This is a genomic window from Bacillus sp. SIMBA_074 (assembly GCF_046534555.1).
Lineage (GTDB): Bacteria > Bacillota > Bacilli > Bacillales > Bacillaceae_G > Bacillus_A > Bacillus_A mycoides.
In genome coordinates, this window is record NZ_JAWRYM010000869.1 from 1 (window position 1) to 254 (window position 254).

Here is a 254-nt window from a genome sequence, read left to right on the forward strand (position 1 = left end):
GTTGCCACCTCCGTCTGGGTGGTCCTCATCGGCTGGTGCCTCGCCCAGGCGGCCTTCAACGCAGTTCTCGCCGCCGCCAACGCGACCCTGCCCGACCAGGTGCCGTCGGCCAACCGCGGCAAGGTCTCCGGACTCGTCGGCGTCACGACGCCCCTGGCGATCCTCGGCGGGAGTGTGCTGATCAACTTCCTGAGTGAGGACCTCCTGCGGTTCCTGGTGCCGGCGCTGCTCGCGCTCGTCCTGGCCGTCGTGTT

Annotated in this window: 1 pseudogene; it reads left to right on the forward strand. The window is 69.7% G+C overall.

The features are described from left to right. Positions 1-254: pseudogene (locus SB773_RS33235) on the forward strand (MFS transporter); the annotation flags it as partial.